At 41.7% G+C, this 25,358-nt stretch carries 24 protein-coding genes; 3 read left to right on the top strand and 21 right to left on the bottom strand.

The window, feature by feature from the left end; translation table 11 throughout:
- Position 1 precedes the first annotated feature (1 nt).
- The 12 genes from ACLV7H_RS03280 to ACLV7H_RS03225 all read right to left on the bottom strand — a co-directional run bounded on the left by ACLV7H_RS03280 (position 2) and on the right by ACLV7H_RS03225 (position 11,632).
- Positions 2-1,402 carry a bifunctional Cof-type HAD-IIB family hydrolase/peptidylprolyl isomerase gene (locus ACLV7H_RS03280; protein ID WP_411866354.1) on the bottom strand — a complete coding sequence of 467 codons (1,401 nt, stop codon included), beginning with the start codon at positions 1,400-1,402 and terminating at the stop codon, positions 2-4.
- 122 nt (positions 1,403-1,524) lie between these two features.
- The gene (locus ACLV7H_RS03275) at positions 1,525-2,628 is read right to left on the bottom strand and encodes a glycosyl hydrolase family 8 (RefSeq protein ID WP_411866353.1); all 1,104 of its coding nucleotides are present in this window, start codon (positions 2,626-2,628) and stop codon (positions 1,525-1,527) included.
- Between the two features lie 8 nt (positions 2,629-2,636).
- On the bottom strand, positions 2,637-3,947 hold the full coding sequence (locus tag ACLV7H_RS03270) for a glycosyltransferase family 2 protein (RefSeq protein WP_411866352.1): 1,311 nt from the start codon (positions 3,945-3,947) through the stop codon (positions 2,637-2,639).
- 142 nt (positions 3,948-4,089) lie between these two features.
- Complete coding sequence (locus ACLV7H_RS03265; protein ID WP_411866351.1) at positions 4,090-4,869, bottom strand: hypothetical protein; 780 nt, start codon at positions 4,867-4,869, stop codon at positions 4,090-4,092.
- A 6-nt stretch (positions 4,870-4,875) separates the two neighbouring features.
- Positions 4,876-6,024: a non-hydrolyzing UDP-N-acetylglucosamine 2-epimerase gene (gene wecB / locus ACLV7H_RS03260; protein WP_411866350.1), complete on the bottom strand. Its 1,149-nt coding sequence runs from the start codon at positions 6,022-6,024 to the stop codon at positions 4,876-4,878.
- Positions 6,025-6,460: 436 nt separating this feature from the next.
- Positions 6,461-6,970, bottom strand: coding sequence for a GNAT family N-acetyltransferase (locus ACLV7H_RS03255; protein WP_411866349.1), 510 nt, complete (start codon positions 6,968-6,970; stop codon positions 6,461-6,463).
- 310 nt (positions 6,971-7,280) lie between these two features.
- Positions 7,281-7,520: a 30S ribosomal protein S18 gene (gene rpsR, locus ACLV7H_RS03250; protein ID WP_000068664.1), complete on the bottom strand. Its 240-nt coding sequence runs from the start codon at positions 7,518-7,520 to the stop codon at positions 7,281-7,283.
- Positions 7,521-7,551: 31 nt separating this feature from the next.
- Positions 7,552-8,022, bottom strand: coding sequence for a single-stranded DNA-binding protein SsbA (ssbA, locus tag ACLV7H_RS03245; protein WP_411866348.1), 471 nt, complete (start codon positions 8,020-8,022; stop codon positions 7,552-7,554).
- A gap of 11 nt (positions 8,023-8,033) precedes the next feature.
- A complete protein-coding gene (gene rpsF, locus ACLV7H_RS03240; RefSeq protein ID WP_411866347.1) occupies positions 8,034-8,324 on the bottom strand; it encodes a 30S ribosomal protein S6 in 291 nt (96 codons plus the stop codon).
- 148 nt (positions 8,325-8,472) lie between these two features.
- A complete protein-coding gene (gene asnS / locus ACLV7H_RS03235) occupies positions 8,473-9,816 on the bottom strand; it encodes an asparagine--tRNA ligase (RefSeq protein ID WP_411866346.1) in 1,344 nt (447 codons plus the stop codon).
- A gap of 151 nt (positions 9,817-9,967) precedes the next feature.
- Complete coding sequence (locus ACLV7H_RS03230) at positions 9,968-11,146, bottom strand: pyridoxal phosphate-dependent aminotransferase (RefSeq protein ID WP_411866345.1); 1,179 nt, start codon at positions 11,144-11,146, stop codon at positions 9,968-9,970.
- A gap of 9 nt (positions 11,147-11,155) precedes the next feature.
- Positions 11,156-11,632, bottom strand: a complete 477-nt coding sequence (locus ACLV7H_RS03225) for a DUF5590 domain-containing protein (RefSeq protein WP_045592328.1) — start codon at positions 11,630-11,632, stop codon at positions 11,156-11,158.
- Positions 11,633-11,750: 118 nt separating this feature from the next.
- Here ACLV7H_RS03225 and ACLV7H_RS03220 point away from each other — a divergent pair, with 118 nt between their 5' ends.
- Positions 11,751-12,197: a MarR family winged helix-turn-helix transcriptional regulator gene (locus tag ACLV7H_RS03220; protein WP_411866344.1), complete on the top strand. Its 447-nt coding sequence runs from the start codon at positions 11,751-11,753 to the stop codon at positions 12,195-12,197.
- A 91-nt stretch (positions 12,198-12,288) separates the two neighbouring features.
- Complete coding sequence (locus tag ACLV7H_RS03215; protein WP_411866343.1) at positions 12,289-12,837, top strand: NAD(P)H-dependent oxidoreductase; 549 nt, start codon at positions 12,289-12,291, stop codon at positions 12,835-12,837.
- Between the two features lie 31 nt (positions 12,838-12,868).
- Here ACLV7H_RS03215 and yaaA read toward each other — a convergent pair whose 3' ends face one another.
- The 4 genes from yaaA to ACLV7H_RS03195 all read right to left on the bottom strand — a co-directional run bounded on the left by yaaA (position 12,869) and on the right by ACLV7H_RS03195 (position 18,492).
- Positions 12,869-13,597, bottom strand: coding sequence for a peroxide stress protein YaaA (gene yaaA, locus ACLV7H_RS03210; protein ID WP_411866342.1), 729 nt, complete (start codon positions 13,595-13,597; stop codon positions 12,869-12,871).
- A 76-nt stretch (positions 13,598-13,673) separates the two neighbouring features.
- A complete protein-coding gene (locus ACLV7H_RS03205; RefSeq protein ID WP_045592335.1) occupies positions 13,674-15,269 on the bottom strand; it encodes a hypothetical protein in 1,596 nt (531 codons plus the stop codon).
- Positions 15,270-15,280: 11 nt separating this feature from the next.
- Positions 15,281-15,691, bottom strand: a complete 411-nt coding sequence (locus tag ACLV7H_RS03200; protein WP_411866341.1) for a peptide deformylase — start codon at positions 15,689-15,691, stop codon at positions 15,281-15,283.
- A gap of 104 nt (positions 15,692-15,795) precedes the next feature.
- The gene (locus ACLV7H_RS03195) at positions 15,796-18,492 is read right to left on the bottom strand and encodes a cation-translocating P-type ATPase (RefSeq protein WP_411866340.1); all 2,697 of its coding nucleotides are present in this window, start codon (positions 18,490-18,492) and stop codon (positions 15,796-15,798) included.
- A gap of 306 nt (positions 18,493-18,798) precedes the next feature.
- On the opposite strand from ACLV7H_RS03195, the gene mntE reads away from it, so the two are divergent.
- Complete coding sequence (gene mntE / locus ACLV7H_RS03190; protein WP_045592341.1) at positions 18,799-19,992, top strand: CDF family manganese efflux transporter MntE; 1,194 nt, start codon at positions 18,799-18,801, stop codon at positions 19,990-19,992.
- Positions 19,993-20,045: 53 nt separating this feature from the next.
- On the opposite strand, the gene ACLV7H_RS03185 is transcribed toward mntE, so the two are convergent.
- From ACLV7H_RS03185 to ACLV7H_RS03165, 5 genes are read right to left on the bottom strand one after another with little or no spacing between them, the layout of a single operon-like run.
- A complete protein-coding gene (locus tag ACLV7H_RS03185) occupies positions 20,046-20,645 on the bottom strand; it encodes a hypothetical protein (RefSeq protein ID WP_411866339.1) in 600 nt (199 codons plus the stop codon).
- Complete coding sequence (locus tag ACLV7H_RS03180) at positions 20,642-22,510, bottom strand: ABC-F family ATP-binding cassette domain-containing protein (RefSeq protein WP_411866338.1); 1,869 nt, start codon at positions 22,508-22,510, stop codon at positions 20,642-20,644. Before ACLV7H_RS03180 ends, ACLV7H_RS03185 begins: the two co-directional genes overlap by 4 nt.
- Positions 22,507-23,706, bottom strand: coding sequence for a CCA tRNA nucleotidyltransferase (locus tag ACLV7H_RS03175; protein ID WP_411866337.1), 1,200 nt, complete (start codon positions 23,704-23,706; stop codon positions 22,507-22,509). The genes ACLV7H_RS03180 and ACLV7H_RS03175 overlap by 4 nt, the downstream gene beginning before the upstream one ends.
- On the bottom strand, positions 23,703-24,470 hold the full coding sequence (gene dapB, locus ACLV7H_RS03170; protein WP_411866336.1) for a 4-hydroxy-tetrahydrodipicolinate reductase: 768 nt from the start codon (positions 24,468-24,470) through the stop codon (positions 23,703-23,705). Before dapB ends, ACLV7H_RS03175 begins: the two co-directional genes overlap by 4 nt.
- Before the next feature lie 39 nt (positions 24,471-24,509).
- The gene (locus ACLV7H_RS03165) at positions 24,510-25,358 is read right to left on the bottom strand and encodes a DegV family protein (protein WP_411866335.1); all 849 of its coding nucleotides are present in this window, start codon (positions 25,356-25,358) and stop codon (positions 24,510-24,512) included.

Below are 25,358 nucleotides of genomic sequence, written 5' to 3'. Positions count from 1 at the left end.
TCTAGTCCTCTATTTCAATCGTTTCAATTACTACATCTTCAACTGGTTTGTCCATTGCACCAGTCTCAACAGCTGCAATGGTATCTAAGACAGCAAACGATTCTGCATCTACCAATTGCCCAAAAACAGAATGGCGGCGGTCAAGGTGAGGAGTTCCACCTTGTTCTGCATAGATCTCAGCGATTGGTTCAGGCCAGCCACCACGCGCAATCTCTTTCTTAGAGTACGGCAAGTGTTGGTTTTGCACGATAAAGAACTGGCTACCATTGGTATTTGGACCCGCATTGGCCATAGAAAGGGCACCACGGATATTATAAAGTTCTTCAGAAAATTCATCTTCAAAAGAGTCGCCGTAAATTGATTCTCCCCCCATACCAGTACCAGTTGGGTCTCCACCTTGGATCATAAAGTCCTTGATAATTCGGTGGAAAATTACACCATCATAGTAACCGTCTTTTGACAGAGCAACAAAGTTGGCTACTGTTTTGGGAGCATGTTCAGGGAAGAGCTTGATACGCAAGTCTCCGTAATTTGTCTTAATAGTCGCCAACGGACCTTCTACTGTTTCAATGTCTACTTGTGGGAAATGCAATTCTTTTTCTACCATACCAAATCCTTCTAAGGCATCAAAAATGCCATCTTCTTCTACTGTTTTTGTAATATAATCTGCTTTTTCTTTGATCTTTTCGTGGGAAACACCCATAGCAATGCTGATTCCAGCATAATCAAAGAGTTCCAAGTCATTGAGACCATCACCAAAGACCATGACATTCTCTGGTTTCAAGCCTAAATGGTCCACCACCTTGGCTACACCAGTGGCTTTTGAACCTGAAATCGGCACGATATCAGATGAATGTTCATGCCAACGCACCATGCGAAGTTTATCTGATAAAGACTCTGGTAGGTGCAAGTCATCCCCTTTTTCCTCAAAGGTCCACATCTGGTAAATGTCCGCTTTTTCATGAAAATCTGGATCCACATCCAAGTTTGGATAAATGGGATCAATAGCCTCACTGATCAGTTCTGTTCGAGTGGAGAGTTTGGCGTCATGACTGCCAACCAAGCCATATTCAATTCCCTCACGCTTGGTCCAAGAGACATACTCCTCAACATCTAACTTCTCAATCTGATGCTGATAAATGACCTGGCCTTTTTTATCTTCAATATAGGCCCCATTTAGGGTTACAAAAAAGTCCGGCTTGAGCTCACGAATCTCTGGAACAACACCGAAAATACCACGCCCAGAGGCGATTCCTGTTAAAATTCCTTTTTCACGCAACTGTTTAAAGACAGTGGGAATTGTAGCTGGAATAAAACCTGTCTTTGACGTACGCAAGGTATCATCGATATCAAAAAAGACGATTTTAATCTTCTTTGCCTTGTATTTTAATTTCGCATCCATCTCTCTACCTCTTTTCCATCACTCTTTCCATTATACCATAAAGCTGATGAAATTCCTTTTTTGAAAAAAGATGAAAATCCTATCAAAAAGAGAGCCAGTAAAACTAGCCCTCTCTTTTCATCTTAGAACATCTCTAGAGCAATCATGGTAATCATCGTTGCATCATAGTAGTTGTCCAAAGGTAAATCTTGTGTGAAAATGTATTTATTTTGCTGAAGAAGTTTCAGATAACCTTCTCCCTTGTCAGACGCATAGGTAATCGGGGCCAAAAAACTACCTGCCTGGTATTGATTGAGGGCCGTTCCATTCAAGTCATAACCAGCATAAATACGTTGCTCCTTCATAAAGAAATCCATCATCTTTTGAACGAGTTTTTGGCTTCTTTCATCCTGGCTCTGTGACAAGTGATAAGGCAAACGACAAGCGTTATAAGAATACGCTCCATCGTATTGAGATTCGATAGTGTTGGCATCAACAAGGCGCGCCCCTGACTTCTCAGCCCAGATAAAGTCTGGCAAGAGACCCGTATCAGAATGAGAACTGATTTGCTCCAATTGCCCAAGCATCTTATCCTTAACATCTAGCCACTGTTTGTTTCCAGTCAGGTCATAGAAAGACTGGAAATAGTGAGGAAGAGTATCAGACGTCCGCATCAAGTAATAATAATCGGAATCCTTGTTTGCCCAGTTTCCTACTGTTAGGACCCCTGTCTCTTCATTATAGTTGTACTTAAGAATATCTTCTAAGATTTTTTTAGCTTGCTCTTGGTATTCCTGCGCCTTATCCGGCCACTGCTTGGCAGCTTCAATCAAAGAATAAGCGATATAGAGATCACCATCGGTTGCGTTTTGCTTCTCAACCGTTTCACTCTCATTTTTTAGAACTTGCTTCCAAGACATCAACTGCGTTCCCTCGATACGATGATTTTGGTAATAGCGATAAAGATTCTCAAAATCTGCTTGTGTCGCTTGCCCTTTTTGGGCTGCTAAAACCGTTATGAGCATGCCGTAACTTTGGGCTTCAGATAGAACTGTTGTTCCCACCGAATCATTCGTCGTACGAACATAAGACTGATCGCCTTTTGTAACAAGGAACTGTTGGCTCCATTGGCTGTAAATTCGATTACGCATTTCGATTTTAGTCCTTCCTCTTGCTAAAAACAAGGTTAAACAAAAGATAGAAAGGATGAGCACAAACCATACATATTTTAATTTATTCGTTTTCATAAATCCTCCTATCCTGCAAATCGCTTGGTTTTAACCCACTTGGTTTCTTTTCGGCGGAGTACTTTATCCAGCACGATTGAAGAAATGGAATCAATGGATACAACGATAAACATCTGTGCGTAAGAGAAATAGGCTGCCAAGGCTAACCAGATTTGTTTTGTCGTCGCTTGTCCAAACTGACTTGCTAATGCCGTCATAATTTGCATCAAATAGAGACCAATCATGAGAATCCAGTTGAAGAGCATGAGCTGGGCAATGTAGATATTGTCCGCATCAAAAGCGAACGGAACCCTGATATCTGGGAAGAAAAGGTTAAGACAGATTGCTAGCACATTCGCTAGGAAAATCAAATCCGATAGAACAATGGCAAAGTTAAACCAAAAGAAAACACACGAATAGTTAAAAACTTCTAATTTAACACGCCAGTTTGCTCTACCAAATAAATGCTTAAAGTTCGAGAGGACAACTTCATAATTTCCTTTCGCCCAACGTTTACGCTGCATATAGTAACTCTTTAAGGTTTCAGGTTCTTGTTGGAAAGCCTCCGAATTATAGGCAAGGGCAATCAATTTACCACTCTGCATGATTTTGAAGGAAATATCTGTATCCTCGGTTAAGGCACCATTTTTCCAACCACCGATACTCTTTACAAAGTCGGTTTGAATGATAAAGTTGGTTCCTGGGATACGCCCAATTTTAAAGAGATGCCACATCCCAACGTGGTGCACGCGCTGAGTAACAACGATTTCTTGGTTGATACAACGTGTCAAGAAATTTTGATTGGCATTTCGAGTCTTGTTTCGACCGAAAGATGCCACATGGCGTTCAGGATCCTTCATCACTTCTTTCACAAGGAAATATAGGGCATTTTTTTCAGGCATGGCATCCGCATCATAGACACAGATGTATTCACCTGTTGCCATCTCTAAAGCATCGTTTAGAACACCCGCTTTTCCTCCCGTACCAGTACGGTCGATAATAGTCAGATTTCTTTCTGCATATTCAGGCAGGGCTTGAACAGACAAACATTCTGCATAGGTGTTATCCGAACAGTTATCCGCAAACAAGAGCAATTCCACACGGTCGTGAGGATAGTTCATATCCAAGATAGCTTTTGCCGTTTGGGCAATAACCACATCCTCATTATGGGCAGGTACGACAATGGTAACCTTAGGATAATAAGGTAGCGGCGAAGTGTCTACACGAAAATCACTATGTTTAAACCAAAAGTGTACTGCAGAAAAGAGAATTACCAAGCCCCAAGCTAGAGAAATCCAAATTGTAAGCAAGGTAAAAATCATTAAGATTTGACTAATCATGATTCACCGCCTTAAAATTTTTATTCACTCGATGGTAAAGTACATTATAAGCAATAAATAGTATGACAAAACAAATGCCAAAAACGAGACTGAGTCCCAAAGCAATACCAAAAAATAGTTCGGTTAAAGTCATGTTTCCCTCCTAATATTCTACAATTACATCTGTCTCTAGTTGACGTTTGAGATGACTGGCAACATCTGCGTAGTCTTGGTATTTATCCTTATTATCAGAGTTAATCTCCAAATACCCTATTTGGAATTGAATTCCTTGATTGCCATCTTCTCCATGAAAAACTAAACTGCCTAGTTTCTCCTGCAGACCATTCAAATAGAGTTGCTTCAAAGAATCTTGACTACTATTAGATAAAACAAGAAAATTCCCATCTGAAACGTAATAGAGTTTATCGTTGTAACTCAATTCCTGAGCAATTACCTCTTGAATACGACTGAGCATCTGGTTATGTTCTTTCGGTTTAATCTGGAAGAACAAATCTTCATGTGCCCAATGAAGCAATAGAGATTGAACCGTCACATCACTTTGTTCAGTTACCATAGCATGGTAATCTACTCGAGCTGCGTCTTCCTGTTCTTGGACCTTTGAGACCACCTTGAAGAAATAATAACGAACCTTAAGTAGAATCCCAATCAAAAGAGGAAAACTGATTAATAAGAAGATCAATTGAATGATTGGGATATAAACCACACCCGCAACCAAAACGATAAGTCCAAAACCAAATGCTAAGATAAGGGTCCAAGTAAGCAAAAGGTCAGATAATACCAACACTGCAAACAAGGCTAAAGCTAAAAACAAGATTTGTTCTAAAATGATTGCTCGAGCATACAAAAAACAAAGCATCAAAAGAATGACCTCACAAGCAAGCAAAGCCATAAGCCAGTTTTTAAATCGACTCCAATTTTTCATTATTTCTTATTTCCTCCCTTTGAATTCAGATACAGAAGTCGCTCCCCCAAAGTACTGTTGAATGGATTGTACGATTCGTTCAGAGGCTCTTCCATCTCCATAAGGATTTGGTGCCTGAGACATTTGTCTATAAAGAGTTTCATCTGTTAAGAGAGCTGTCATAGCATCTTTGACACGTACTGGATCCGTACCAACTAGTTTCAAGGTTCCTGCACGAACACCTTCTGGACGTTCCGTCGTGTCACGAAGAACAAGGACAGGTTTGCCGAGAGAAGGCGCCTCTTCCTGAACACCTCCAGAGTCAGTCATGATAAAATAGCTTCTTGAAGCCAAATTATGAAAATCAAGTACATCTAAAGGTTCAATCAAGTGAATGCGGTCATGACCAGCTAGAATATCCTTTGCTGCTTCTTGCACAGCAGGACTGAGATGAACTGGATAGACCACCTCTAATTCAGAATGGATATCGACCATTTGGCGTAAAGCTGTAAATACATTACGCATCGGTTGCCCATGATTTTCACGACGGTGCATAGTTACTAAAACAAGCTTTTTGGAAGGATCCAATTGATCTAGAACTTCATGATGGTAGTCTGATTGGACAGTGAGTTTCAATGCATCAATGGCTGTATTCCCCGTAATGACAATAGCAGACTCAGGATGATTTTCCTTGAGTAGATTATCTCTACTCTCACTAGTTGGAGCAAAATAAAAATCAGCAAGATTGTCAGTCATCTGGCGATTCATTTCTTCTGGGAAAGGAGAATACTTATCAAATGTTCTCAATCCAGCTTCAACATGGCCGATACGTACCTGATTATAGAAAGCAACTAAACTTGCTGCAAAAGTTGTCGTTGTATCTCCATGAACAAGAATTATATCTGGAAGTTCTTGCTTAACAACTGGATCAAACTTTTCTAAAATTTTTCCAGTAATATCTAAGAGGGATTGATTTTTCCCCATAATATCCAGGTCATAATGTGGCTCTATGCTAAAAGATTCAAGAACTTGATCAAGCATTTGACGGTGCTGAGCTGTCACAACTGTGATCGTCTCAATGCTGTCACTATTTTTTTGCAATTCTAACACTAAAGGGGCCATTTTGATGGCTTCAGGTCGTGTTCCAAAAACAACCATCACTTTCAGTTTCTTCATTATAGTTTCCTTTTGTTCCAATAATATTTGATTCATGATATTAATTACTATATCAAATTATTCCTCAAATCAATTAATTTGAGCATCCTAATTATATTACCGCCTATTAATGTAAATGTCAATTTATTATTAAATATATTATTGCATTTAATTTAATTTTAATAATTTGTAACCTTTTTGTAATAATATTATTTACAACCTTTAAAAGGCCTTATTTTAGGAAATTTTAAGACTCTTCAAAAGAATCCGTATTTAAAAAAACTAAACCTTATATGTTTTTTTTGATATTTATTTTTATCTTGATATTTCAAACAATTATATTTTACCACTTTGAGTAATAAATCAAACAATTTCAAACAAAAAAATCCCTTTTTCGAATGAAAAAGGGACTGTGATTGTTTACTATATTTAAAATTTAAACCTTATAAAATCTGTCTTAAAATAAATTTTTTGACAGATATAAAACAAGGTCACCGATATCTTCACACACCGCATTCATGGCCGGTCGATGGTTCTGATACCAAACACCCGTCCCATCTGGAATATAGCCTCGTTTGATGTACAATCTCTGGGCAGGTCCATACCCTGAATGGAGCCCAACACCAAGGGTCACCTTATCCGATATGAGCCTAACTCGTTTTTCTGCTTCTTCCAGCAAGAGATTTCCAATACCTTGATTTTGAAAAGGTTCAAAGACATTAAAATCTGAGAGTTCTGGATAGATTTCTGCAAAAGGCCCCTGCTTAGCGCAGGGCAAAATTGTGATATAACCCGCTAAAGCACCCTCAACCTCTGCAACTAAGACTTCTCTCTCCCCACATTCTTGTTCAAGAAAATATCTAGCCAAAATTTCTTCTCTACCCGGCCAACCTTGGCTGATAAATCCTCGAGATAGATCTTTAATGTCAGATTCTTGCATTTTTCTAATTGAACATGTCGTCTTCATAAGTTGCTCCTTTATAGCTTTCTCCTACCATTATAGCACGATAATAAAGATTAAAAGAAAAAACCTAGTAAGACAAAAGAATCTTACTAGGTCAACAGGGAATCCTTTCTAACAGAGTCCTATAAAAATCTGAAAAAGAGGTTCACCCAGACCGAACTTGCTCCCTCGTTTCAAAGCTCGTGAAAAAAAGACCCATATGGGTCTTAATTCGCTTTCTAGTTTTCAAGCTCATGAAAAAGAGGTCCATCCGGACCGAACTCGCCTTCTCATTTCAAGTCTCGTGAAAAAAAGACCCACCCGGGTCTTTTCTTTAATCTTCGTTTACGAAAGGCATCAAAGCCATTACGCGAGCGCGTTTGATAGCTGTTGTTACTTTACGTTGGTTTTTAGCTGAAGTTCCTGTTACACGACGAGGAAGGATTTTCCCACGTTCTGAAACGAAACGGCTAAGAAGCTCAGTATCTTTGTAATCAACATATTCAATTTTGTTTGCTGCGATGTAATCAACTTTTTTACGGCGTTTGAATCCGCCACGACGTTGTTGAGCCATGTTTTTTCTCCTTTATAGTATTAATTGTCCATTAGAATGGTAAATCATCATCTGAAATGTCCAATGGATTTGTTGCTCCAAATGGATTCTCAGAACGTGAAAAGTCTGGTACTGGGTTTGCAGGTGCCGATTGACCAGCAGTTGGTGCAGAATAAGCTCCACCTGAATGTCCTTCGCGCACTCCGCGGCTTTCCAACATTTGGAAATTCTCAGCCACGACTTCTGTTACGTAGACACGTTGTCCTTGCTGGTTATCGTAACTACGAGTCTGGATACGGCCTGTGACCCCGATAAGAGAGCCTTTTTTAGCCCAGTTAGCAAGATTTTCAGCCTGTTGGCGCCACATAACGACATTGATAAAATCAGCCTCACGTTCGCCATTTTGACTCTTGAATGTACGGTTTACTGCAAGAGTAAAAGTCGCAACTGCTACATTTGATGGGGTATAACGCAACTCAGCGTCACGAGTCATACGCCCTACAAGTACAACATTGTTAATCATAATTTACCTTCTTACGCGTCAAGTTTGACGATCATGTGACGAAGAATGTCAGCGTTGATTTTTGAAAGACGGTCAAACTCTTTAAGAGCTACGTCGTCGTTTGCTTCAACGTTAACGATGTGGTAAAGTCCTTCACGGAAATCTTTGATTTCGTATGCAAGACGGCGTTTTTCCCATGATTTTGATTCAACAACAGTTGCACCGTTGTCAGTCAAGATAGAGTCAAAACGTGCTACCAAAGCGTTTTTCGCTTCTTCTTCAATGTTTGGACGAATGATATAAAGAATTTCGTATTTAGCCATTGATATGTTCCTCCTTTTGGTCTAATGACCCCTAGTCTTTGCAAGGGGTAAGTGAGGTTTGCTCACAATAAACTATTATACTAGAAAAACTGATAGATAGCAAGATAAAAGTGAAAAAAGAAGATGAAATTATCTTCTTTTTACTAGTTTATGGTTTGATACGGTGCAACATACGTGGGAATGGAATGGCTTCACGGATATGTTTTGTACCTGCTGCGAAAGTTACCATACGCTCGATACCGATACCAAATCCTCCGTGTGGTACTGTACCGTATTTACGAAGGTCAAGGTAAAATTCATACTCTATACGATCCATACCAAGTTCATCCATCTTAGCTACAAGGGCATCGTAGTCTTCCTCACGCATAGAACCACCAATGATTTCTCCATAGCCTTCTGGTGCGAGCAAGTCTGCACAAAGCACGCGCTCTGGATTTCCAGGAACTGGTTTCATGTAGAATGCCTTGATAGCTGCTGGGTAGTTCATGACAAATGTTGGTACACCAAAGTGGTTTGAAATCCAGGTTTCGTGTGGTGAACCAAAGTCATCTCCATGCTCCAAATGCTCGTAGTCTGCATCAGCATCATTTTCATGCTCTTGCAAGAGGTCGATGGCTTGATCGTAAGTGATGCGTTTGAACGGCTCTGCAATGTAGCGTTTCAAAAGCTCAGTATCACGTTCCAAAGTTTCCAAGGCTTGAGGCGCGCGGTCAAGAACACCTTGGAGAAGGGCTTTTACATAAGCTTCTTGCAAGTCAAGTGACTCGTCATGTGTCAAGTATGAGTATTCAGCATCCATCATCCAGAACTCAGTCAAGTGACGGCGTGTTTTTGATTTCTCCGCACGAAATACTGGACCAAAGTCAAATACGCGACCAAGAGCCATAGCACCCGCTTCTAGGTAAAGCTGACCTGATTGGCTCAAGTAGGCTGGCGTTCCGAAGTAATCTGTTTCAAAGAGTTCAGTTGAATCTTCTGCTGCATTTCCTGAAAGAATTGGGCTATCAAACTTCATGAAGCCGTTCTTATCAAAGAACTCATAAGTTGCATAAATGATAGCGTTACGGATTTGCATCACAGCCACTTGCTTACGAGAGCGGAGCCACAAGTGACGGTTGTCCATCAAGAAGTCTGTTCCGTGTTCTTTTGGAGTGATTGGGTAGTCTTGAGATTCACCGATCACTTCGATGTCTGTGATATCGAGCTCATAGCCAAACTTAGAACGCTCATCTTCTTTGACAATCCCTGTCACATAAACAGAAGTCTCTTGGCTCAAGTGTTTGATGACATCAAACTTCTCAAGTCCCACTTCTTCACCAAATTTTTCTACAAAGTTTGGTTTAAAGGCTACACCTTGGAAGAAGGCTGTTCCATCACGCAATTGCAAGAAGGCAATTTTTCCTTTTCCTGATTTGTTGGCAATCCAAGCCCCAATGGTCACTTCTTGACCAACGTAGTCTTTTACTTCGATAATTGTTACACGTTTTGTCATAATCTATCTTCCTTTATCGTTAATCGTGTCCGAAGACATCATTACTCACTATTTTACCACAAATAGACTCTGATAGCTAGGTTCGACTAGAGAAAAATCGCGAGATTTTCGATACAAAAAATCTTCGTCAAAATGACGAAGATTCTGAGTTTTATTTTTCCATAAATTGATGCAAACGGCGAATGGCTTCTTTCAAGGTGTCCAAGTCAGTTGCATAACTGAGACGAACATTTTCTGGCGCCCCAAATCCTGCTCCTGTAATCAAAGCCAGACCGACTTCCTCAAGAATAGCTGTTGTAAAGTCCGTCACATCGGTATAGCCCTTCATCTCCATCGCTTTTTTTACATTTGGGAAAAGATAGAAAGCTCCTTGGGGCTTGACTACTTCAAATCCTGGCACTTGGCACAAAAGAGGATAGATGGTATTCAACCGTTCCTCAAATGCTTGGCGCATGGTTTCGACAGAGTCTTGTGGTCCAGTTAGGGCTTCAATGGTAGCATATTGTGATGCAGCAGTTAGGTTTGAGGTTGTTTGTCCTGTTAGCTTGCTCATGGCAGCAATAATCTCAGGATTTCCCACAGCATAACCTACCCGCCAACCAGTCATGGCATAAGCCTTAGATACACCGTTGATAACAATGGTTTGCTTGCGAATGGCTTCTGACAGACTAGAAATTGGAACAAATTCGTTCCCGTTATAAACCAAACGACCATAAATATCATCAGCTAGGATAAGGACATCATGTTCAACCGCCCAATTTCCGATAGCCAAGAGTTCCTCACGAGAGTAGATCATACCGGTCGGATTAGATGGCGAATTGAGAACCAAGACTTTGGTCTTATCTGTTCGGGCCGCTTCTAGCTGCTCGACTGTCACCTTAAAGTGATTGTCTTCCTTGGATTGGACAAAGACTGGCACACCTTCTGCCATTTTGACTTGATCTCCATAGCTGACCCAGTATGGTGTAGGGATGATGACCTCATCACCTGGATTGACTACAGCCATAAAGAAGGTGTAGAGAGAGAACTTGGCACCAGTGGCAAAGGTAACCTCGTTAGCTGCTACGGAATACCCATAGTAGCGTTCAAAATAGGTATTAACCGCCGCTTTTAACTCTGGTAGGCCTGAAGCAACTGTATAGAAGGAAGCTCGTCCATCTCGAATCGCTTCTATCGCTGCATCCTGAATGTTTTCAGGAGTATGAAAATCAGGCTGTCCCAAGGTTAAGAAAAGAACATCTTTTCCCTGAGCTTTTAATGCTTTGGCTCTTGCATCACTGGCTAGAGTGACGCTTTCTTCCATTTCTAGTACACGTTTGGATAGTTTCATATGCCCTCCTTATCGGATCACTGCTCCTGTTTCAAAGTCAACCAGATAGTACTGGTTTCCTGACTTGACTTCCCAAATCGGCTTGTCCTGATAGCGACCAAAAGTGACTTTGTCAATGTCGCTAGCTCCTTTTTCCCTCGAAATCGTCGCTGCCTTGTCTTGAGAAATCCCCTTATCTAGCTGATAGACATAAATTTTGTGGTCATTCTTTTCAATCAGTACGGCAATGGCCTCTTGCTTTTTATTATACCCCAAAACGCTGTAATAACCTTCTAGTCCATTATAAAAATCAACCTGGTCTGCCTGTTCCAATTCTGCATACTGCTTGGCTAGTTTTTCTCCCTCAACTCTAGCATCTTGATAGGGTTTCATGCTGAGCGAAATCAGGTAAAGAAAGGATCCAGTCAGCACTAGTAGCACCAGAGAAATGCCGATTCCATATTGAATAAGTAGCTTGTTTTTTGCTTTTTTTTGTCTTAGTTTCACTCGTCTATTTTACCATCTCTCCTCCTTTATTACAAGCGAAGACAGGAACATTCTAAGAATCTTTTCCTATAAAAAATAAGTTCTTGTTTTTCTGCCTATTTATTGATAAAATAACCTTATGAAACAATATTTGAAAGAGAAAATTTCCGATAATCAATTAGACTTAAAAACAACTATCGTCCTCAATAAAGCGATGCGAACTTTTAAATCTTATGAAACTAAGGCTGCCAAAGAACACGGACTAACCCCTACTCAATTTTCCGTTCTGGAAACCCTCTATAGCAAGGGGGAACTGCGCATTCAGGATTTGATTGAAAAAATGCTAGCCACTTCTGGAAACATGACTGTTGTCATTCGAAATATGGTTCGAGATGGGTGGATTTCTAGAACTTGCGACCCCAAGGATCGTCGCTCTTTTTTCCTGAAATTAACACCTGCAGGACGCAGAAAAATCGAAGAGGTTCTTCCTGACCATGTCGATTCTATCGTAGAAGCACTCAGCATCTTGGAAGATGGCGAAAAGGAAGACTTAATCCGCATTTTAAAAAAATTTAAAAATTTGTGAGCAAAATTATTGCTAATTAGTATCATTTGTTGTAACATAGATGGTAACAAAAGGGTTCGCTCTTTGAATTTTAAACTAAAGGAGACATATCATGTCTAAAAAAGTATTATTTATCGTCGGTTCACTTCGCCAAGGTTCTTTCAACCACCAAATGGCCCTCGAAGCTGAGAAAGCACTTGCCGAAAAAGCGGAAGTTAGCTATCTTGATTATTCAGCTGTTCCTCTCTTCAGCCAAGATTTGGAAGTTCCAACTCATCCAGCTGTAGCTGCTGCTCGTGAAGCAGTCCTTGCTGCAGATGCAATCTGGATCTTCTCTCCAGTCTACAACTTCTCTATCCCTGGAACAGTGAAAAACTTGCTTGACTGGCTCTCTCGTGCCATTGATTTGTCTGATACACGTGGTGCTTCTGCCCTCCAAGACAAGTTTGTTACTGTCTCATCTGTAGCCAATGCCGGTCACGAACAACTCTTTGCGATTTACAACGACCTCTTGCCATTTATCCGTACACAAGTCGTTGGTGACTTTACTGCCGCTCGTGTCAATGACTCTGCTTGGGCAGACGGAAAATTGGTATTAGAAGAAGCAACTGCTTCATCACTTGCAAAACAAGCGGACGACCTTCTTGCAGCCATCAACTAATCCAGCAAAAACCAGCTCGAATGAGCTGGTTTTATGCTTGTTTCACAAAGACGAGTTCTAAATCACTTGATAAATCAGGTCGGTAGTCAAAGCCGGCAAAACTGAGCTTGCGAGCTTGCTCGACTGTTTGGACTTTCCTTTCTATCAAGGCGGTCAAAAAGGCGCCACGGGCTTTTTTTGAAATGGTTGAGTGGATTTTCAACTGACCTGCCTTGTCCTCCATAAATTTGAAGGTCACCATCTTTTCTCTGATTTCCTTAGAAAATACGGTTTCAAACTCTGATGACAAGAGAGAAAAAATGACTTCTTCACCCCTCAAAGCTTCATCGTAGGCTGATTTCCAATGACTCTTTAAGGTTTTTCCAGCCACTTTTAACTTCATCAAGAAGTCCAAACGGTGAGGAGCCATGGGAGATAGGGCTGGAACAATGCCATACAAAGCTGATGTAATTAAAACATGATCTTCAAGATAGGCTTGTTCAGTCTCAGTCAACTTATCTCGTTTGATGTGACGATACATGAGACCATCGAAGAGTTTCAGGGCTGGATAATGCTTAGCCCTGTGATCTTTTAGAGCTTGAATATGAGCGTACTCTTCTTCTGCTTTCTCGACAGATACCTTATAAAAAATCTCTAATTCACTAGCTGAGTAGTGCGCCAGTGAGTCAAGGACTGCCTGACTTTCTACACTCAAGGGGAGCGCTTCGATAAGAGGAAGGTTTGTGTTCATATCTTTAGCTGTTGGGATTAAAATTTTCATATTGTTAGTGTAGCATATTTTTCAATCACGACCAAGAATTTCATCTGAAAAACCTCGGTTCATACCGAGGTTTCTTTTACTTGACTTTAAAAGTCTTGAGATAGTTATCCTTTCCAACTTGACCTTCGAAGGATTGGCCATTTTCAAGGTAAGGAAGGTCGTCTGACACTGAAGCCTTGACCTTATAAATCTTGCCATCAACTTTAAAGAAGTAGACAGTGTCACCCTTGATAACAGCTGATTTAAGGTCTGAGACGATTCCCTTAATGTTTTCTACCGTTTCATTATCCAGCTCGAGGTCATTTTTATTGGCATATTTGCTGAGGAGTTCATCTACCGTAGCTGCTACAATGACGTTTTGGTACTCCACTGCATCAACCAAAGCATACTCCTTGACCAAGCCTGCATTGTCCTTCAAGCCCATGATGTAGAGTGGTTTGTCATTGAGATTAACAAGGATAGGAAAAGTAGCCTTGTAGGCCTTCTCCTGAACGGCTCCTTCAGCTGAAGCACGGGCAGATTCTTCGGTTGCTGAAGCTAGATTGTACTTGGTGATTTCACCAGTGCGCATATTTTCAAGGATAAATCCTAGATTACTTTCATCAGCATTGGCTGAAGTCACACCTGTGTAGAGATAAATGTCATTTCCGATAGAAAGATAGTTATAGCCCTCTGTCGTTTGGGTAACATTTTTCTTAGAAATCAAGGCATTCCAGAAGCCGTCTTTATACTTGCCGTTGTAGTTGATTTGCTCGATTGTTTCTTCTGCTGGATAAACACGATCCACCCATTCTGGCACTTCATCCAACCTGTATTCCTTGGTTTCTCCATTAGTGGCGTCTAAGATAATAACAGATGAAGGACGAGGGACTCCTAGACCAAATTGCTTTTGATAAACTGTTGCTACATAGAAGGGATTGCCTTCATCATCCACCTCAAAGGATGGCGTTTTAAAAATCTTGGTCGGATACTTAATCCGAAGATGACGTTTGACATCGCGGTTAAAATACTCGGAGTCTGAATACTTCATCGGTGTTTTCAAGTCCACTAATTCCGCATTTCCTGTCACCATATCAACCTTGATATACTCGCCAATCCCCTTGGACTGATTATTAAACCATTTGATTGGGTCAGCATACTCCAAGGGTGTTACCCGATAGGGTTTGCCATCGACCGTCAGCTGGGTATAAGTATCTGCTGCTACGTACTGGGAGACCTTATCCGTCAGAGAGCCCAGATAACGGTCTCCAATCTTTTCTGCAGTACTCCGATCTAGGATTGGAACCTTACTGGTATCACTCTTAGGAAAATCTTTAAAATCTTTTTCGGTGATGGACACCACATTAGCATAATTTTTTGCTTGGAAAAAGCTAGAGGTTACTAGGCTTACCAGACCAGCAAGGGCAAACATGATACCTGCAGTCAGAAACAATCCTCTACTAAGTTTGGTAAAAAGGAATCCTTCTAGATTGAGATCTTTGGCAGCTTTGCCATGACGTACATGAACAGTTTTGAGGAGATTGGTATCCTTGCGGAAACTAAACAAAATCCCCATCACCACCAAATGCCCACAGAGAAAGAAGATGAATTCCCAGCTAGTTAGATTAAAGGGTGGTAAAAAGATATACCATGTCGTTGCGATAAAAACAAGTTCAAAAAGTATACGTTTCATCTGAATTCCTCCTAAATAATCCGTCCTTCCAAATGATCCAGTTCATGTTGGCAGATCTGAGCTGGAAAACCTGTTAGCGTAATGGTCTTCTCCTGCCACTTACTATCGCGATAGGAAACCGTAATCGTTTCATAGCGAGTTGTTGGTCGCACCCCAGTCAAAGACAAACAACCTTCCTCAGTCTCGTAAGATCCTTTATAGGAAAGAAGAATGGGGTTAAACATGACCATGGGAACTAGGCCAAGATTAAAGATAATCACGCGCTTCTGCACCCCAATCATATTAGCCGCCAGACCGACACAGGTCTCGCGATTAGCCAGCAGGGTATCCTGCAAATCCTTAGCCAGATAAAGGTCTTCCTGACTTGCAGGTTTCGAGACCTGCGACAAGAATAAGACATCTCGGACAATCTTCTTTTTCATTCTCTTTCACTCCTTGCTATTTTACTTTATTATAGCACAAAAGAGGATAACTTCTAACCATTCTCCTCAAATGCAAAAAAAGCCATCCGAAGATGACTTTCTTTTTAAATCGCGTTCTTATCAAGACCAAGTTTACGTTGAACAAACTTGACGATTTCGACGATAAGTATCATTGAGAAGCTTCCAGCTAGAACAATGGCCCATTGTGACAAGTCCAGTTTGGTTACGTGGAAAATTCCTTCAAGCGGTTCTACGACGATTGTTGCCATGAGAAGGATGAAGGATACCAAGATGGACCAGTTAAAGGTCTTAGACTTGAATGGGCCAACTGTCAAGATGGATTGGTAAACAGACTTGACATTGTAGGCATGGAATAGTTGAATCAAACCAAGGGTTGCAAAGGCCATAGTAAGGGCATCCGCATGAATGGCATGATTGTCACCCACATGAACTGGGTAAGCAATTGCAAGTCCATAAACACTCATAACAATAGCTGCTTGGAGTACACCTTGATAGATGATAGAACTCAAAACACCACCTGAGAAGAAGCTTGCCTTTCGTCCACGTGGTTTATGATTCATGACACCAGGCTCAGCAGGTTCAACACCAAGAGCGATAGCTGGGAAGGTATCTGTTACCAAGTTGATCCACAAAAGATGAACTGGCTGCAAGACGTCCCAACCAAACAAGGTTGATAAGAAGATAGTTAATACTTCAGCAGTATTGGCAGAAAGTAAGTACTGAATAGTCTTTTGAATGTTTGAGAAGACCTTACGTCCTTCTTCAACTGCGACGATAATAGTCGCAAAGTTATCATCTGCAAGAATCATGTCAGAAGCCCCCTTAGAAACCTCTGTACCAGTGATTCCCATACCGATACCGATATCGGCTGTTTTCAGAGCTGGCGCATCATTAACACCGTCACCTGTCATAGCAACAACCTTACCTTGTTTTTGCCAAGCCTTGACGATACGAACCTTGTGTTCTGGAGACACACGGGCATAAACAGAGTATTGACCAACTACTTTTTCAAAGTCTTCATCTGACAGTTCGTTGAGCTCAGCACCAGTTAAAACGTGGCCTTCTGTATCATTTGCATCAATAATTCCCAAACGTTTGGCAATGGCTTCTGCTGTATCTTGGTGGTCACCCGTAATCATGATTGGACGGATTCCCGCTTCCTTAGCTACACGAACAGCTTCTGCTGCTTCGGCGCGCTCAGGGTCAATCATCCCAATCAAACCAGTAAAGATCAAGTTGTTTTCAAGCTCTTCAGAAGTAAGATTTTCTGGAATACTATCGATAATCTTATAAGCACCTGCAAGGACACGCAAGGCTTGGTGAGCCATTTCAGAGTTATTTGTGTGAATTAAGTCATTGACTTGATTATCAATCGGAGCGACATCTCCAGCTTTATCACGAGAAACACAACGTTTCAAGAGTTGGTCAGGAGCCCCTTTGACTGCTACGAGGAATTTACCATCTGGCAATGGATGAACCGTTGACATGAGTTTACGATCTGAGTCAAACGGCAATTCAGCTACACGAGGATATTTCTCTAAGAACCCTTTAACATCGTAGCCCTTGCCCAAGGCATACTGGATGAAGGCTGTTTCCGTTGGATCCCCGATCAGGTTACCTTCAGCATCAATCTTGGTATCATTGGCCAAGACAACCGAACGAAGAAGTGGCATATCTAAGCCAAGTTCAATATCATCAGCTGAGTCATGTAGGACTGCGTCATAGAAGACTTTTTCGACTGTCATCTTGTTCATGGTAAGCGTACCAGTCTTATCAGAAGCGATGATCTCAGTTGAACCAAGAGTTTCAACTGCTGGCAACTTACGAACGATAGAGTTTCGTTTGGCCAAAACTTGAGTACCAAGGGCAAGAACGATGGTCACGATAGCAGGAAGTCCTTCTGGGATGGCTGCAACAGCAAGCGCAACAGAGGTCATCAACTCACCAAGTGGATTTTTACCTTGAATGAAGACTCCAACTACAAAAGTAACAAGGGCAATGACCAAAATTGCATAGGTCAAGACCTTAGAAAGGTTGTTCAAGTTTTGTTTAAGTGGTGTATCCGTCTCATCCGCATCTTGGAGCATGCCAGCGATATGACCAACTTCCGTGTACATACCTGTATTGACAACAACACCAAGACCACGACCATAAGTCACGTTTGAGTTTTGGAAGGCCATATTGACACGGTCACCAATACCAGCATCTGCAGCGAGTTCTACGGTCAAGTCTTTTTCGACTGGAACAGACTCACCTGTTAGGGCTGCTTCTTCGATTTTAAGAGAATTGGCTTCTAGCAAACGTAGGTCTGCTGGCACTACATCGCCAGCTTCAAGGGCAACGATATCTCCTGGCACCAATTCTTTAGAATCAATCTCTGCCATGTGTCCGTCACGAATAACGCGAGCAGCTGGACTAGACATAGACTTGAGGGCTTCGATGGCTTCTTCTGCTTTTCCTTCTTGGTAAACACCGAAGGCAGCGTTGATGATAACCACGGCAAGGATGATGATGGCATCTGCGATATCTTCTCCACCAGAAGTTACGACTGACAAGATAGCCGCAGCAATCAGAATGATAATCATCAAATCCTTAAATTGCTCAATAAACTTGACTAGGAGAGATTTTTTCTCACCCTCTTCCAGTTCATTGCGTCCATATTCAACTAGGCGTTTCTGCGCTTCGCTTGACGAAAGACCTTGCTCAGTTGCTTCAACTGACTTCAAGACCTCTTCAGGACTTTGAGTATAAAACGCTTGGCGTTTTTGTTCTTTTGACATGTGTCTCCTCCTTGATATTGTGTGCAAAACAAGTTCTCTTTTAGTTTTATGACAAACAAAAAGAGACCTGTTAATCATAACAAGTCTCGCTGTTTAAGATAGTGCCGGAAAACATACTTTTCAGTATACAATTCGGAATGACGACACTATCACAGGTTTCTGCCAGCTACTCCCTTGAGTAGTACTATTATATCAAAATTTGAACAATTTTCAAGGGTTTAAATCCGATGAAACAAGACTAAATTTGAATTTTACTTTGAAAACCAGTATAATGGTAGAATACTAAATGACTAGAAAGGAAGCCCGATGAACCAATCCATGTCAAATCTCAAGTTGGCGGAACGTGGTGCCATTATCAGCATTTCGACCTACCTCCTCTTGTCTGCGGCAAAATTAGCGACTGGCCACCTCCTACAGTCTTCCAGTTTGGTAGCGGATGGTTTCAACAACGTATCTGATATTATCGGAAATGTTGCTCTTCTGATCGGTATTCGGATGGCGCGCCAGCCTGCAGACCGTGACCATCGTTTCGGTCACTGGAAAATCGAAGATTTGGCTAGCTTGATTACTTCCATCATCATGTTCTATGTTGGCTTCGATGTTCTTCGGGACACCATTCAGAAAATTCTTAGTCGGGAACAGACAGTTATTGACCCTCTGGGTGCAAGTCTAGGAGTCGTCTCTGCGGCAGTCATGTTTGTTGTTTATCTCTATAACACACGCCTCAGTAAGAAATCCAAATCCAAAGCTCTCAAGGCAGCTGCTAAGGACAATCTTTCCGATGCTGTCACCTCGCTGGGGACTTCCATTGCTATCCTAGCCAGCAGTTTCAACTATCCTATCGTGGATAAATTGGTCGCTATCATTATCACTTTCTTTATCTTAAAAACAGCCTATGATATCTTTATCGAGTCTTCCTTCAGTCTTTCGGATGGTTTTGATGACCGTCTGCTAGAGGACTACCAAAAGGCCATCATGGAAATTCCCAAAATCAGCAAGGTTAAGTCCCAAAGAGGGCGTACCTACGGTAGCAATATCTACCTTGATATTACCCTGGAGATGAATCCTGATCTATCAGTCTATGAAAGTCACGAAATAGCAGACCAGGTCGAATCCATGTTGGAAGAGCGTTTTGGAGTCTTTGATACCGATGTCCATATCGAGCCAGCTCCCATACCTGAGGACGAGATTTTAGACAATGTCTACAAAAAACTGCTCATGCGTGAGCAATTGATTGACCAAGGAAATCAGCTAGAAGAACTCCTTGCTGAGGACTTTCTCTATATCCGTCAAGATGGAGAGCAGATGGATAAAGAGGCTTATAAGTCTGAAAAAGAACTTAGTGCTGCTATTAAGGATATTCAAATCACTTCCATTAGTCAGAAAACCAAGCTCATTTGCTATGAGCTAGATGGTATCGTCCATACCAGTATCTGGCGTCGCCATGAGACTTGGCAAAATATTTTCCACCAGGAAACTAAAAAAGAAGACAAACAATGACCCTTTCCAGTGGATAGGGCCTTTTTGATTATTCTACTTTAAGTAAAGACAGACTATGACGGTTTGGAAGATTTACTTTTCGAAGCTTGTTTTGCCTCTTTTCTTGCTTGGCGATTTTGCTCGATGCGCCATTCTCTTTCATAGTATTTCATGGTCTCATAGACCCTTTCAGGAAAATCTACATCTAGTAGAATAATAGGGATGATCAAATCTGCTGACGGATGAAAAGGGAAACACCTTCTCTTCAGTAGAGCTAGAAGTGATTGGGATTTCACATTTTCCTTGTTTTTAAAATAAACTTCAATCCGATAGGAATCCCTATACTTCCCTCGAATCCGAGAGAAGGAAAATTCCTCTACATCTGCCCAAGAATAGAAATGACTGGGTTTCTTTGGGTTTGGTTTGTAGTAAAACCCCTCAGCAGTACATTTTAAATATTCCTTATCGGAGCTTAACAGTCTGTATGTCTGATAAATGACTACTCCAGCACAAAAGAGGACAACCAGTATTAACAAAAGACTGATCGCATGAAGTTTGCTCCCCTTTTCCGAATACGAATAGAGATAAGATAGAGGTAACAAGAAGAAAAGACCGAACAAGTTATTCCAAATGATTTTCTTGGGACTACGTTTAATGACTTTTTCTTCCATCATGCCAACTCACTTAGATATTCATAGCGTTCGTATTTTTCAAGAAGTGCCTCGTTTTTCTCATCCAGTTCTTTTTGAAGAGTAGCCAGTTTACCAAAGTCAGAACCATTGGCTTGCATTTCCTCTTCAATAGCAGTGATACGATTTTCCAAGGCTTCAATATCGCCTTCAATGCTTGCCCACTCCTGCTTTTCTTGGTAAGTCATGCGTTTCTTGTCTTCTCGAACCTTGACGACTTTTTCCTTTTCAACTTTTTGCACTTGATTGGCCATCTCTGTTTCAAAGGCTTTTTCATCAAGGTAGTCAGTGTAATGACCAAAGAAGGGACGAATCTTGCCATCCTCAAAGGCGAGAATCTTGGTCGCTACCTTATCCAGGAAATAACGGTCGTGGCTAACTGTCAATACTGGCCCTGCAAAGCTCTGCAAGAAATTCTCCAAAACTGTCAAGGTCGCAATATCCAAGTCATTGGTCGGCTCATCCAAGAGAAGAACATTTGGTTTTTCCAAGAGCAATTTGAGAAGATAAAGGCGTTTTTTCTCGCCACCAGACAATTTCTCAATCAAGGTTCCATGCGTCGAACGTGGGAAGAGGAACTGCTCCAGCAACTCTGCAATGGAAGTCGTAGAACCACCACTGGTCTTAATCTCTTCTGCTACTTCCTGCAGGTAATTGATAACCCGTTTGCTTTCATCCAAACCTTCAATTTGTTGAGAGAAATAGGCGATGCGAACCGTCTCACCGATGATAAGTTGACCTTTAGTCGGCTCAAGACTTCCTGCGATGAGATTAAGCAGAGTTGACTTCCCGACACCGTTGTCCCCAACGATTCCGATACGGTCTTTGGCTTGCACCAAGAGATTAAAATCTTGCAAAATGGGCTTGTTTTCATAGGCGAAGGAAACATTCTGAAACTCGATGACTTTTTTCCCAATACGACTGGTTTCAAAGTTCATGGTCAAGTCTGTTTCAGCAACGCCACCTGAAACTTCTTTTTTCAAATCGTGGAAACGATTGATACGAGCTTGTTGCTTGGTCGCACGCGCCTGCGGTTGTCTGCGCATCCAGGCCAGTTCTTGTTTGTAGAGTTGTTCTTTCTTGTGTAGAAGGGCAGCGCCACGCTCATCTTGTTCTGCCTTTAGGCGGACATAGTCCTGGTAATTTCCCTGATACTCGGTCAAGCCTGCTCGGTCCAACTCGAAAATCCGCGTTGATAGTGCATCTAGGAAATAACGATCATGTGTGATAAAGAGAACGGTCTTCTTGGAATTTTTCAAAAAAAGAGTCAGCCACTCAATGGTCGCAATGTCCAAGTGGTTGGTCGGCTCATCCAGAAGCAAGAGGTCGTGGTTTCCTAGAAGAACTTGCGCCAACTGAACACGTCTTCTCAGACCACCTGACAATTCACCAACTGGAGTCGACAAGTTCTGAATACCCAACTTGCTGAGAACGGTCTTGACCTGGCTTTCAATTTCCCAGGCTTGGAGAGAATCCATCTCTGCCATGACCCGTTCCAAACGTGCCTGCTTATCCTCACTGTAGTTGAGCATGATCAACTCATACTCACGAATCAACTGGATTTCCTTGAGGTCGCTGGATAGAACCGTATCCAAGACTGTCTTGCTATCATCAAAATCTGGATCCTGGGTCAAATAGCCAATCTGGTAGTCATTCTTAGCGGAAAAAGGACTGACATCCCCATCAAAGCCTGAAACACCTGATAGAACATCTAAAAGAGTGGTCTTACCCGTTCCATTGACACCAATAAGACCAATTCTATCCAAATCATGGATAATAAAAGAAATATCCTTAAAAACGGTCTTGTCACCAACGGATTTGCTTAGTTTTTCAACGATAAAATCACTCATTTTTTCTCCCTCAGGTAAGCATGGATAGCTTGACGATCATTTTCCAACTCTCCATCGACAATGGCATATTCAATCTCTGTTAAAATCTCTCCCAAGTCTGGCCCTGGTTGATAGCCATATTCCTTAATCAAAATGCCACCATTAATCTGAATTTCTTTCTTATCATGAATGGTCAAACTCTGGTAGGTTTCTGTGATAGCTTGTAAATTGACTTCTTTTCCTTGAGCCTGACGAAGACTTTCAGCTTGTAGAAGGGAATCCAAGTCAAATCGGTAACAATCGCGCTTGCTCAGCACACCTTCTTCTCGCAAAGCCAAAATAGTCAGCAAATCCTGAACCTGCTTAGCAAACTGGCGTGAGGTTTTCCAAGCTTTCAAAAATGGCTGTGCATCTTTAATTTCCAAAGCCCACAATAGAGCCGCCCAGGCTTGTTCGGAAGACTCAAAAGTGAAATCAGTTTCCAAATCAAACAGTTTGTTGAGCTTGTCCTGACTCCCTGCCATATCTGGAAGATAGTCATAAGCTCGACTCTCAATCATGGAAGACAGACCAACTCGCCAAAAAGGTGCCAGCAAGAGTTTATCAAACTCAACGAAGGTGCGCTCTACAGAAATTTTCGCCAAGAGTGGCGTCAAAGTCTTCATCGCCTCAAAAGTTTCTGGCTCAAGTTTAAAACCAAGACTGGCCTGAAAACGAAAACCACGCATAATACGCAAAGCATCTTCGTTGAAACGTTCACTAGCCACTCCAACTGCTCGCAAGACTTGGTTTTTCAAATCTTCTAAACCATGGAACAAATCAATGATTTCGCCTGTTTCATCCAATGCAAAGGCATTAACTGTGAAATCACGGCGCTTGAGGTCTTCTTCTAGTGAACGCACAAAGGAAACCGCGCTGGGTCTGCGATAGTCCACATAGACATCTTCGGTCCGAAAGGTGGTTACCTCATACTCCTCGTCCCCATCTAAGACCAAGACCGTTCCGTGCTCGATTCCGATATCGGCTGTTCGCGGAAAAATCTGCTTGGTCTCCTCTGGGTAGGAAGAAGTCGCGATATCCACATCGTGGATGGGACGATTGAGGAGGGCATCTCGAACAGAGCCCCCAACAAAATAGGCCTCAAAGCCTGCTTCTTTAATTTTTTCTAATACTGGTAAAGCCTTCTGAAATTCAGAAGGCATTTGTGTTAATCTCATAATAAGTGTTCTAATCCATAGACAAGCTCATGACGCTTGACAACTTCTTTGATTCCCAAATTGACCCCTGTCATGAAGGAGCTGCGATCATAGGAGTCATGACGGATGGTCAATCCTTCTCCCTGATTTCCAAAGATAACTTCTTGATGAGCTACTAAGCCTGGCAAACGAACTGAGTGGAGCCGCATGCCATCAAAGTCAGCACCACGAGCACCAGCAATCAATTCTTTCTCATCAGGCGCACCTTGCTGGATTGATTCCCGAACTTCTGCCATCAACTCAGCTGTTTTAACGGCTGTTCCACTCGGAGCATCCTTTTTCTTGTCATGATGGAGCTCGATAATCTCAACATTTGGGAAATATTTGGCAGCCTGCGCCGCAAATTGCATGAGCAAGACAGCACCCAAGGCAAAGTTAGGGGCAATCAAGCCACCCAAATCTTGTTCACGGGAAAATGCTTTGAGTTCTGCAATTTCTTCACTAGTGAAGCCTGTTGTTCCAACTACTGGAGCAAAGCCATTTTCAAGAGCAAAGCGCGTATTTTCGTAGGCAACGGCTGGTGTAGTAAAGTCTACCCAGACATCCGCTTCAAAACTAGCCAAGGCAGCCTTATCATTGAAGACAGGAATTCCCTGCCACTCTGACTCAGACTCAAACGGATCCAAAACTGCGACCAAGTCCAAGTCTGGATCAGCCAATACCATCTGACAAGCAGCTTGGCCCATCTTTCCCTTAAAACCGGCAATAATTACTCGAATACTCATCTCTACTCCTATCTAAGATACAAAGCTTTTAAGAACAATTTAGACGATTGGTGTATAGCTCAAGGCGATACTACCTTCTCCAAGGTGAGTCCCAATTACACTACCAAAGGTATCAATTGGAATCTCAGAAATCACACCACTCTCAATTAAAAGCTGACGTAAATCCGCTGCCTTTTGAGGAGCGTTTCCATGAATGACTGTGATACGGTAGTACCCATCTTTTGTCAACTCTTTAATGATTTCCACCAAACGTTTGATTGCCTTCTTTTCCGTACGAACTTTTTCGTAAACTTCAATCACCCCTTGATCATTAAAGTAGAGGATAGGCTTGATACTGAGAAGATTTCCTAAGACGGCTGCCCCATTTGACAGACGTCCTCCCTTAACCAAATGATCGAGGTCATCTACTATGATAAAGGCTGAATGATCAGCAATTTGAAGAGCTAATTTTTCCTGAATCTGAGCAAAATCGTCGCCTTGTTCTGCCCATTCAAAGGCACTTTCCACCATAAATCCTAGAGGAGAGCTTGTGATATGGGTATCAGGAAAAGCAATGGTCAAACCATCATACTCTTCCAACATGTATTGGATATTCTGATAAAAACCTGAAATTCCTGACGAAAGAAAGAGTCCCAAGACATGGGTATAACCTTGTCCTTTCAAGGAACTTAGAATCTCATCTAATTTGGCAATACTTGGTTGACTGGTTTTAGGCAATTCTGCAGACTGAGCCATTTTTTGATAAAATTCCTCAGCAGTCAGATTGACACCTTCAACATACTCCTCCCCATCAATATTGACAGGAATATACAAGATAAATAGATTCTCTCTTTGCAGCGTCTTCTCCTCTAAATAGGCTGAAGAATCAGTAATGACAGCTAATTTCAT

This window comes from Streptococcus oralis (assembly GCF_965111685.1).
GTDB lineage: Bacteria > Bacillota > Bacilli > Lactobacillales > Streptococcaceae > Streptococcus > Streptococcus oralis_B.
The sequence above is the reverse complement of the archived record's forward strand: the minus strand, read 5'-3'. Positions and strand labels throughout refer to the sequence as shown.